Genomic DNA, 9,867 nt, shown 5'->3' with positions numbered 1-9,867 from the left:
CGATGACCAGCAAGACCACCACCGCCAGCGATACCTGGTATGCCCGGCCTGCCGACAAGACCAGCCAGACCGACGACCAGCGCATCCAGGACATCACCGTGCTCCCCCCGCCCGAACACCTCATCCGCTTCTTCCCGATCGTCGGCACGCCGGTCGAGAAGCTGATCAGCCAGACCCGCCGGCGCATCCATGACATCCTGCACGGCCACGACGACCGCCTGCTGGTGGTGGTGGGGCCGTGCTCGATCCACGACCCGGCCGCCGCCGTCGACTATGCGCGCCGGCTGCAGCCACTGCGCGAGAAGTACGCCGACCGGCTGGAAGTGGTGATGCGCGTGTATTTCGAGAAGCCCCGCACCACGGTGGGCTGGAAGGGGCTGATCAACGACCCCTACCTGGACGAGAGCTTCCGCATCGACGAGGGCCTGCGCATCGCGCGCCAGTTGCTCATCGAGATCAACCGCCTGGGCCTGCCGGCCGGCAGCGAGTTCCTCGACGTGATCTCGCCGCAGTACATCGGCGACCTCATCAGCTGGGGCGCGATCGGCGCGCGCACCACCGAAAGCCAGGTGCACCGCGAACTGGCTTCGGGGCTGTCGGCACCGATCGGCTTCAAGAACGGTACCGACGGCAACCTCAAGATCGCCCTGGACGCGATCCAGGCCGCCGCGCGCGGCCACCATTTCCTGTCGGTGCACAAGAACGGCCAGGTGGCGATCGTGCGCACCCGCGGCAACAAGGACTGCCACGTCATCCTGCGCGGCGGCAAGGCACCCAACTACGATGCGGCCAGTGTGGCCGCGGCCGTGCAGGAGCTGGCGGCTGCCAAGCTGCCGCCGCGGCTGATGGTGGATTGCAGCCACGCCAACAGCAGCAAGCAGCACGAGCGGCAACTGGTGGTCACGCGTGACCTGGCGGATCAGATTGCGGGTGGCTCGCGCAGCGTGTTCGGCGTCATGATCGAAAGCCACATCGAGGCCGGTGCACAGAAGTTCACGGCCGGCAAGGATTCGATGGAACAGTTGCGCTACGGCCAGAGCATCACCGATGCCTGCCTGGGCTGGGACGACACGGTCGAGGCGCTGGACGTGCTGGCCCATGCCGTCGCCAAAGGGCGCCAGGGGCACCGCTGAGTGCCGGAAGGCCATCGGCAGGGGCCCCTGGTCCCGGCGATTCAGGGAAGTCCCGCACCCGCTCCGGTACCCGGCGGGCGGGGCCGGGGGCACAATGGCGAGGTGCCAGCCACCGATCATCCATTCGCCAAGGAGTCTTGCAGATGCGCAGCCAAGTGACCGTGACCTGGGGCGGCCCTGCCACCTACACCTTTGATCTGGACGAAGTCCAGCCCATGCCGCACGACCAGGCCCGTGCCTGGCTGGATGAGCAGTTTGCTGCCTTCCAGTGCGAGCCGCTGCGCCTGACGGGCAAGGTGCTGACCGCCGACAAAGTGGTGTCGGTCGCAAATGCCGCCGGCGAAAGGCATTTCAGCGATGCTGAGAACAAGGAGTGGGCCCTCACTTTTGCCCGTGCCGCCAGTGCCGCGCTGGCCAAGCCGGCAATCACCGTCGACGTGCCGGCCATGACGATCGGCTACTGAGCCAGCGCCCGCAGCAGGCGGTCGTGGATGCCACCGAAGCCGCCGTTGCTCATGCAGACGATGTGGTCGCCCGGGCGGGCGGCCGCGCGCACCTGCGCCACCAAGGCTTCGATGTCGGGCGCGACATGGGCGCGCTCGCCCATGGGGGCCAGGGCGCCGGCGGCATCCCAGTCGAGCCCGCCCGCGTGGCAGAACGCCAGTGCGGCAGCCTCCAGGCTCCAGGGCAGTTGCGACTTCATGGTGCCCAGCTTCATGGTGTTGCTGCGCGGTTCGAACACCGCCAGCAGGCGCCCCTTGTCGCCCTGGGCCCGCAGCCGGCGCTGCAAGCCGTCCAGCGTGGTGCGGATCGCCGTCGGGTGGTGAGCGAAATCGTCGTACACGGTGACGGCGGTGCCACCGTCCGGCAGCGTCACCCGGCCCCGCGTCTCCATGCGGCGGCGCACATTCTGGAATGAGGACAGCGCCTGTGCGGCGTCGGCCGGTGCCACGCCCACGTGCTCGGCCGCCGCGATGGCGGCCAGCGCATTGAGCTGGTTGTGCTGGCCCGACAAGGCCCACTGCACGCGTGCCACCGGCTGGCCGCGTTGCAGCACGTCGAACGCGTGCGGCTCACCCAGGGCGGAGAAGTCGCTCACGGCGGCACCGAAGCTGCGCACCTCGCTCCAGCAGCCCTGGTGCAGCACGCGGTCGAGGCTCTCCTCCAGACCATTGACGACCACGCGGCCGGTGCCGGGGATGGTGCGCACGAGGTGGTGGAACTGGCGCTCGATGGCGGCCAGGTCGTCGAAGATGTCGGCGTGGTCGAACTCCAGGTTGTTCAGGATCGCCGTGCGCGGGCGGTAATGGACGAATTTGCTGCGTTTGTCGAAGAAGGCGGTGTCGTATTCGTCTGCTTCTATCACGAAGGTTGGGCGGTGGGGTGCCTGCGCGGGCGCCTCCTTTGCCGGCGCAGCGCGCACAGGCACCCCGCCTCCCAGTCTCGCGGAGACGCCGAAGTTCATGGGCACGCCGCCCACCAGGAAGCCCGGCTGCAGGCCGTTGACCTCGAGGATCCAGGCCAGCATCGAGGTGGTGGTGGTCTTGCCGTGGGTGCCGGCCACGGCCAGCACGTGGCGGCCCTGCAGCACGTGCTCGGCCAGCCACTGCGGACCGCTGGTGTAGGGTGCACCGGCGTTGAGGATGGCTTCCATCAGGGGGAACTTCGGCGTGCCGTCGGGTTGCCGGGCGCGGCTGACCACGTTGCCGATCACGAACATGTCCGGCTTGAGGGACATCTGGTCGGCGCCGTAGCCTTCGATCAGCTCGATGCCCAGCGCGCGCAACTGGTCGCTCATGGGGGGGTAGACACCGGCATCGCAGCCGGTGACACGGTGGCCCGCCTCGCGGGCCAGGGCCGCCACACCGCCCATGAAGGTGCCGCAAATGCCCAGGATATGAATGTGCATGCCCGGATTCTATGGCCGCCAACCCGTGCGGGCATGGACGACACCCGGGACTGACCGGGTGCGGTGGGGGCACAATGCGGGGCATGACATTGCTCAGAGACGATGCGGCCGGCGAACTGCTGGCCACCGCGGCCCGGCTGGTGGTCGAGGAGGGCCTGGAATACGGTCCGGCCAAGCAGCGCGCCGTCCGTCAGCTGGGCCTGGCACGCCGCGTCGCCATGCCCGACAACTGGGCGCTGGAGGCGGCCGTGCGCGAGCACATCGCCATCTTCTGCCCCGAAACGCAGGCGCGGGAACTGGCCGCGCTGCGCGAGGTGGCGCTGCGCTGGATGGAACGCCTGGACGAGTTCCGGCCCCTGGTCGGCGGCGCCGTCTGGCACGGCACCGCCACGGCCCACAGCGATATCTACCTGCCGCTGTTCTGCGACGACACCAAGGTCGTGGAGTGGCGCCTGCTGGACCGGCGGGTGGACTACCACCCGGGCTCGATGACAGGCTTGCGCGGTGAAGCGGTCGAGGTGCTGACGCTGCGCGACCGCCATCCCGCGCTCGGGCAGCCGGTGCTGGTGCATCTGATGGTGCACGGGCCGGACGATGACCGGGGCGCCCTGCGCCCCGACGCGCAGGGTCGCAGCCCGCGCGGCGATGCTGCAGCCCTGCGTGCGCGCATGGCCGAGGCGGCGGCGGAGGGGGGCGCATGAACCGCCGCGGGCTGATGGCGCTGGCGGCCGTGACGGCCGGGCTCAGCGGTGCCGGCGTCGCCTGGTGGCGCTACCGTGGCGGTCCGGCGCAGCCGGGCGCCGAGGAGGCTCTGTGGGCACAGCGCTTCGAGCGGCCACAGGGGGGCGAGCTGGCCATGGCCGCGCTGCGCGGGCGCCCCTTGCTGGTGAACTTCTGGGCCACCTGGTGTCCGCCCTGTGTCGAGGAGCTGCCTCTGCTCGATGCCTTTGCGCGCGAGCAGGCCGGGCGCGGCTGGCAGGTGGTCGGGTTGGCGGCGGACCGGGTCGAAGCGGTGCAGCGCTTTCTGCAGCGCATGCCGCTGACCTTCCCGGTGGGCATGGTGGGCATGGCCGGCATCGAGCTGAGTCAGGCGCTGGGCAACACCGGCGGTGCGCTGCCGTTCACGGTCGTGCTGGACACCGATGGCCGGGTGGCCGGACGCAAGATCGGCAAGGTCGATGCCGGTGACCTGCGGCAATGGGTCGGGTTGGCGCGATAATCCAAATTTGTCGCTGCGTGGCGACATGTGTGCCGAAATGCGGGTAAAGTGTGCTTCCGCGACGCTTTGCTGGCGGCCCGAAGGCCGCATCCTGCCTCCGACGGCCGGCTGTTTCCGGCGCCATCCTTCGTGTACACTGCTGCACCCCGGCGAAGGTGAATCTGCGAAATTGAGTGAAAAAGAACGCAGATAGAGCCATTTGTCCGAAATTCGTTGGAGAAAACATGGATCTGAGAAAACTCAAGACACTGATCGATCTGGTGTCCGAATCGAACGTGTCCGAGCTCGAAATCACCGAGGCCGAAGGCAAGGTGCGCATCGTCAAGAGCCTGCCGGCGGGCATGATGGGCGCCCCCGTGACCTACGTGGCCGCTCCCGCACCGGTGGCCGCACCTGCCATTGCCTCCGCGGCTGCCGAAACGGCCCCGGCCGCCGCGGCGCCTGCGCCCGCGGCGCCGGCTGGGCACACGGTCAAGTCACCCATGGTCGGCACCTTCTACCGCGCGTCGGCGCCGGGCGCCAAGCCCTTCGTCGAGGTGGGCCAGGCGGTCAAGGAAGGCGAGACGGTCTGCATCGTCGAGGCCATGAAGATCCTCAACGAGATCGAGGCCGACAAGTCCGGCACCATCACCCAGATCCTGGTCGAGAACGGCCAGGCGGTCGAGTACGGTCAGCCCCTGTTCGTCATCGAGTAAGGCTTCACCGTGGCCATGTTCAAGAAAATCCTGATCGCCAACCGCGGCGAGATCGCGTTGCGTGTGCAGCGCGCCTGCCGCGAGATGGGCATCAAGGCGGTGATGGTCTATTCCGAGGCCGACCGCGATGCCAAGTACGTGCGCCTGGCCGACGAGGCGGTATGCATTGGCCCGGCCTCACCGACCCAGAGCTACCTCAGCATGCCGGCCATCATCTCGGCCGCCGAGGTGACCGATGCCGAAGCCATCCACCCGGGCTACGGTTTTCTGTCCGAGAACGCCGATTTCGCCGAGCGCGTCGAAAAAAGCGGCTTCACCTTCATCGGTCCGTCCCCCGAGTCGATTCGCCTGATGGGCGACAAGGTCTCGGCCAAGCAGGCCATGCTCAAGGCCGGCGTGCCCTGCGTGCCCGGCTCCGACGGCGCCCTGCCCGACGATCCGGCGCAGATCAAGCGCATTGCCAAGAGCGTGGGGTACCCGGTGATCATCAAGGCCGCCGGCGGCGGCGGTGGGCGCGGCATGCGCGTGGTCCACACCGAGGCGGCCCTGCTGCACGCCGTGCAGACCACCAAGACGGAAGCCGGTGCGGCCTTCGGCAACCCCGAGGTTTACATGGAGAAGTTTCTCCAGAACCCGCGCCACATCGAGATCCAGGTGCTGGCCGACACGCACCGCAACGCGGTCTATCTGGGCGAGCGCGACTGCTCGATGCAGCGGCGCCACCAGAAGGTGATCGAGGAGGCGCCGGCGCCGGGCATCCCGCGCCGCCTGCTCGAGAAGATCGGCGAGCGTTGTGCCGCCGCCTGCAAGAAGATCGGCTACCGCGGTGCCGGCACCTTCGAGTTCCTGTACGAGAACGGCGAGTTCTATTTCATCGAGATGAATACGCGCGTGCAGGTCGAGCATCCGGTGACGGAAATGATCACCGGCATCGACATCGTGCGCACCCAGATTGCGGTGGCGGCCGGCGAGAAGCTGCCGTTCACCCAGCGCCAGGTGCAACTGCGCGGGCACGCCATCGAGTGCCGCATCAACGCCGAGGACCCGTACAAGTTCACGCCCTCGCCCGGTCGCATCACAACCTGGCACGCCCCTGGTGGCCCGGGCGTGCGCGTCGACACGCATGTGTACAACAACTACTTCGTGCCGCCCAACTACGACTCGATGATCGGCAAGATCATCGTGCACGGCGACACGCGCGAGCAGGCGCTGGCGCGCATGCGCACGGCGCTGGCTGAAACGGTGGTCGAGGGTATCAACACCAACATTGCGCTGCACCGCGAGCTGATGGTGGATGCCAGCTTCTCGGCCGGTGGCACGAACATCCATTACCTTGAGCACTGGCTGTCGCAGCACGACAGGTGACATGAACATGCATGAATTGGTGCTGCTGGTGCCGGAAGAGGCCGTCGAGCCGGTGAGCGAGGCGCTGGACGCGCTGGACGCGCTGAGTGTCTCGGTCGAGGATGCCGATGCGCTGACGCCGGCCGAGCAGGCGCTGTTCGGTGAGCCGGGCATGCCGCCGCCCAAGGAAGGCTGGCTTCGCTCGCGCATCGTGGCACTGTTCTCGGCCGAGGATGCGGCGCGCGAAGCCGGTGCGCTGCTGCTGGCGCAGGACTTCTTCGACGGTTGCCAGGTGATCGGCGTCAGGGCCGTGGCCGAGCAGGACTGGGTGCGTCTGACGCAATCGCAGTTCGATCCGGTCGAGATCACGCCCAGCTTCTGGATCGTGCCGAGCTGGCACGAGCCGCCGGCCGCGGCGCAGCAGGTGATCCGGCTGGACCCGGGCCTGGCTTTCGGGACCGGCACACACCCGACCACCCGCATGTGCCTGCGCTGGATCGCCACCCAGGGAACGCAGGGGCAGCGCGTGCTGGACTACGGTTGTGGCTCGGGCATCCTGGCCATCGGCGCGGCGAAGTTTGGCGCGGCCCGCATCGACGCCGTGGACATCGACCCGGCCGCGGTCGAGGCCACGCGACTCAACGCCGAGGCCAACCAGGTCCAGTTGCAGGCCGGCCTGCCCGAGACAGCGCAGGGCGTGTACGACGTGGTGCTGGCCAACATCCTGGCCACACCGCTGAAAGTGCTGGCGCCGCTGCTGTGTGCCCATGTCCGCCCGGGCGGGGCGCTGGTGCTGGCCGGCATTCTGGAGCGCCAGGCCGAGGAGCTGCGCGAGGCCTATGCACCCTGGCTGGCGCTGTCGGTCCATGACAGCGAGGATGGCTGGATCCTCATGACAGCCCGTCGCTGAACGCGCGCTTCGCGGGGTGGTCGTGTCCCGGGTGCCGGCACGGTGGCCTGCAATAATCTCCGCATGAGTTACACCACCCGATGTCCTGCTTGCGGAACGACCTTCCGGGTCGTGCCCGATCAGCTCAAGATATCGGATGGCTGGGTGCGTTGTGGCTATTGCTCGGATGTGTTCGATGCCACGATCAACCTGCAGGACTGGCCCGCGCAGCAGGTGGAGCCGGCGCCGGCGGGCCCGTCCGCCGGGACTGCGCCCGTGCCGGAGCACGCGTCGGGTGGCGTGGTGGGGGATGAGGCCTCCGGCTCGGTGGCGGTACCGGCACCGGTACCTGAGCCTGAGCCTGAGCCTGAGCCTGAGCCTGAGCCTGAGCCTGAGCCTGAGCCTGAGCCTGAGCCTGAGCCTGAGCCTGAGCCTGAGCCTGAGGACGCCGGCTGGCAGGATGAAGATTTTCTGACCGATCTGCACCGTTATGCGCAACGTGTGCGGGGCTCGGCGGCCGAGGTCGATCCGGATCCCGCCCCGCCGCCCCCGCCGGCGCCTGCCCCCATACTGGCAGAGATGCCGCCAGCCTCGCCGACCTCGGGGCGTGCAACGCCGTCGGCGCCCATGCGGGCGCCGGTGGTGCCGGTCCCGGACACGGACCGGACAGTGGCGCCGCCCGCCGACCCGGACCCTGCGGACACCGCCCCGCCGCCACGGGGTGACGAGGCGCCCGCGCTGCCGGACTTCGTCGTGCAGGCCCGCCGCCGAGCCTTCTGGTCGTCGCCCGGTGTGCGCGCCGTGCTGCTGCTGCTGGTGCTGGCGCTGACCGGGCTGCTGCTGTCCCAATGGGTCTGGCACGAACGCGACCAGGTGGCGGCCCGGTGGCCCGCGGCGCGGCCCCTGCTGCAATCGGCGTGCGCCAAGGCCGGCTGCGAGATCGCACCGGTGCGGCGCATCGACGACGTGGTGATCGACAGCTCCCATCTGGCGCGCCGGCTCGGCAGCTTCTACGTCTTTGATCTGGTGCTGCGCAACAAGGCCGATGTGCCGGTGGCGATGCCGGCGCTGGAGTTGAGTCTGACCGGCCCCCGCAACGATCTCCTGGCGCGGCGGGTATTCCTGCCCCGGGAGTTGCCCGGGACACCGGTGGTGGTGCCGGCCCGCGGCAGCCTCGACCTGACCTTGAGCCTGTCGATCTCGCTGGCCGAGACCGGCGCCATGTCCGGCTACCAGGCCGTGCTCTTTTATCCCTGACCCTTTTATTTCTCAGACGGCATGTCCATTCTCATTTGCGGCTCCCTGGCGTTCGACACCATCATGACCTTTGAAGGGCGCTTCGCCGAGCAGATCCTGCCGGACCAGCTGCACATTCTCAATGTGTCGTTCCTGGTGCCGGGAATGCGGCGCGAGTTTGGCGGCTGTGCCGGCAACATCGCCTATGGATTGCGGCAACTGGGTTCGCCGGCGGTGCCCCTGGCCATGATCGGCAATGACGGGCAGGACTACTGCGAGCGCCTGCGCGGTCTGGGTGTCGACACCCGCTTCATTGGCACGGCGGCCGATCACTACACGGCGCAGGCGATGATCATGACCGATCGGGACAACAACCAGATCACGGGCTTTCACCCGGGCGCGATGTCGCAGGCGCATGAAAACCGCGTACCCACGGACGCGGGCATCCGGCTGGCCATCATCGCGCCCGACGGCCGTGATGCGATGCTGCAGCATGCCGAGCAACTGCATGCGGCGGGCATCCCCTTTGTTTTCGATCCGGGGCAAGGGCTGCCGATGTTCAATGGCCAAGAGCTGCGTCGCTTCATCGAGCTGGCGAGCTGGGTGGCGGTCAACGACTACGAGGGGCGCATGCTCAGCGAGCGCACCGGCATGGCGCTGGACGAGATCGCGGCCCACGTGCGGGGGCTGGTGGTGACGCTGGCCGAACAGGGCTGCGACGTCTATGCCGATGGCAGGGTCACGCGGGTGGCGGGCGTGAAGGCCGAGACCGTGGTCGATCCCACGGGCTGCGGCGATGCGTTCCGTGCCGCCATGCTGCATGGCCTGCTGCAGGATTGGCCGCTCGTGCAATGCGCCACCCTGGGGAACCGTCTGGGGGCGCTGAAGATCGCCCGGCGCGGTGGCCAGAACTACACCTTGTGATCGGCCAATGAAATAGCCCGGGGGCATACGCCCGCGGGCTTGCGCTCAGCGAGTGCCGGGTGTCTCCTCCCATGCCGATGCGTGATTCGCAGCGGCCCGGAGGAGTTCACGGTCACGGTTTGCTGGACGTGGGGAAGGGCCAGGCCGCTTGCGGATTCAGCTTGGTCTTGGCTGCTGGCGCCGGCGCGGCGGCGACCTTCCTGGCCGGTGCCGCCTTCTTGGCCGGTGCCGCCTTCTTGGCCGGTGCCGCCTTCTTGGTCGGTGCCGCCTTCTTGGTCGGTGCCGCCTTCTTGGCCGGTGCCGCCTTCTTGGCCGGTGCTGCCTTCTTGGCCGGTGCCGCCTTCTTGGCCGGTGCCGCCTTCTTGGCCGGTGCCGCCTTCTTGGCCGGTGCTGCCTTCTTGGCCGGTGCTGCCTTCTTGGCCGGTGCCGCCTTCTTGGCCGGTTCGGCCTTCTTCTTTGCAGTTGCCATTGTGTTCTCCTTGATCAAGTTGCTATGGGCACTTCACACGGCAGACGGC

11 protein-coding genes and 2 pseudogenes are annotated in these 9,867 nt (G+C 68.4%); 11 read left to right on the top strand and 2 right to left on the bottom strand.

The genetic code is table 11. The features are described from left to right. The first annotated feature begins 2 nt into the window (after positions 1–2). Complete coding sequence (locus PHQ87_RS11350; protein ID WP_300234181.1) at positions 3–1,133, top strand: 3-deoxy-7-phosphoheptulonate synthase; 1,131 nt, start codon at positions 3–5, stop codon at positions 1,131–1,133. Positions 1,134–1,276: 143 nt separating this feature from the next. After that, complete coding sequence (locus tag PHQ87_RS11345) at positions 1,277–1,597, top strand: hypothetical protein (RefSeq protein ID WP_300234178.1); 321 nt, start codon at positions 1,277–1,279, stop codon at positions 1,595–1,597. Here the strand turns inward: PHQ87_RS11345 and mpl are convergent. Continuing rightward, complete coding sequence (mpl, locus tag PHQ87_RS11340; RefSeq protein WP_300234176.1) at positions 1,591–3,042, bottom strand: UDP-N-acetylmuramate:L-alanyl-gamma-D-glutamyl-meso-diaminopimelate ligase; 1,452 nt, start codon at positions 3,040–3,042, stop codon at positions 1,591–1,593. The genes PHQ87_RS11345 and mpl overlap by 7 nt on opposite strands. Positions 3,043–3,125: 83 nt before the next feature. On the opposite strand from mpl, the gene PHQ87_RS11335 reads away from it, so the two are divergent. The 9 genes and pseudogenes from PHQ87_RS11335 to PHQ87_RS11300 all read left to right on the top strand — a co-directional run bounded on the left by PHQ87_RS11335 (position 3,126) and on the right by PHQ87_RS11300 (position 9,349). Beyond that, complete coding sequence (locus tag PHQ87_RS11335) at positions 3,126–3,743, top strand: hypothetical protein (protein ID WP_300234174.1); 618 nt, start codon at positions 3,126–3,128, stop codon at positions 3,741–3,743. Then, positions 3,740–4,261: a TlpA disulfide reductase family protein gene (locus PHQ87_RS11330; protein WP_300234172.1), complete on the top strand. Its 522-nt coding sequence runs from the start codon at positions 3,740–3,742 to the stop codon at positions 4,259–4,261. The genes PHQ87_RS11335 and PHQ87_RS11330 overlap by 4 nt, the downstream gene beginning before the upstream one ends. A 224-nt stretch (positions 4,262–4,485) precedes the next feature. After that, on the top strand, positions 4,486–4,956 hold the full coding sequence (gene accB / locus PHQ87_RS11325) for an acetyl-CoA carboxylase biotin carboxyl carrier protein (RefSeq protein WP_300234170.1): 471 nt from the start codon (positions 4,486–4,488) through the stop codon (positions 4,954–4,956). Positions 4,957–4,971: 15 nt separating this feature from the next. Further along, positions 4,972–6,321, top strand: coding sequence for an acetyl-CoA carboxylase biotin carboxylase subunit (gene accC / locus PHQ87_RS11320; RefSeq protein ID WP_300234167.1), 1,350 nt, complete (start codon positions 4,972–4,974; stop codon positions 6,319–6,321). Between the two features lie 7 nt (positions 6,322–6,328). Then, a complete protein-coding gene (prmA, locus tag PHQ87_RS11315; protein WP_300234183.1) occupies positions 6,329–7,210 on the top strand; it encodes a 50S ribosomal protein L11 methyltransferase in 882 nt (293 codons plus the stop codon). A 63-nt stretch (positions 7,211–7,273) separates the two neighbouring features. After that, a pseudogene (locus PHQ87_RS16075) lies at positions 7,274–7,378 on the top strand (zinc-ribbon domain-containing protein); the annotation flags it as partial. Positions 7,379–7,499: 121 nt separating this feature from the next. After that, a complete protein-coding gene (locus PHQ87_RS11310) occupies positions 7,500–7,664 on the top strand; it encodes a hypothetical protein (RefSeq protein ID WP_300234164.1) in 165 nt (54 codons plus the stop codon). Positions 7,665–7,768: 104 nt separating this feature from the next. Further along, positions 7,769–8,446 (top strand): DUF3426 domain-containing protein, encoded by a 678-nt coding sequence (locus tag PHQ87_RS11305; protein ID WP_300234162.1) that lies wholly within the window; start codon positions 7,769–7,771, stop codon positions 8,444–8,446. Between the two features lie 21 nt (positions 8,447–8,467). Next, the gene (locus PHQ87_RS11300) at positions 8,468–9,349 is read left to right on the top strand and encodes a carbohydrate kinase family protein (protein WP_300234159.1); all 882 of its coding nucleotides are present in this window, start codon (positions 8,468–8,470) and stop codon (positions 9,347–9,349) included. Positions 9,350–9,461: 112 nt separating this feature from the next. Here PHQ87_RS11300 and PHQ87_RS11295 read toward each other — a convergent pair. Next, positions 9,462–9,803, bottom strand: a pseudogene (locus PHQ87_RS11295) (histone); the annotation flags it as partial. Positions 9,804–9,867: the final 64 nt, after the last annotated feature.

The organism is Hydrogenophaga sp., assembly GCF_028698005.1.
Lineage (GTDB): Bacteria > Pseudomonadota > Gammaproteobacteria > Burkholderiales > Burkholderiaceae_C > Hydrogenophaga.
Note: the sequence above shows the minus strand (reverse complement) of the source record. Positions and strands in the feature narration are given on the sequence as shown.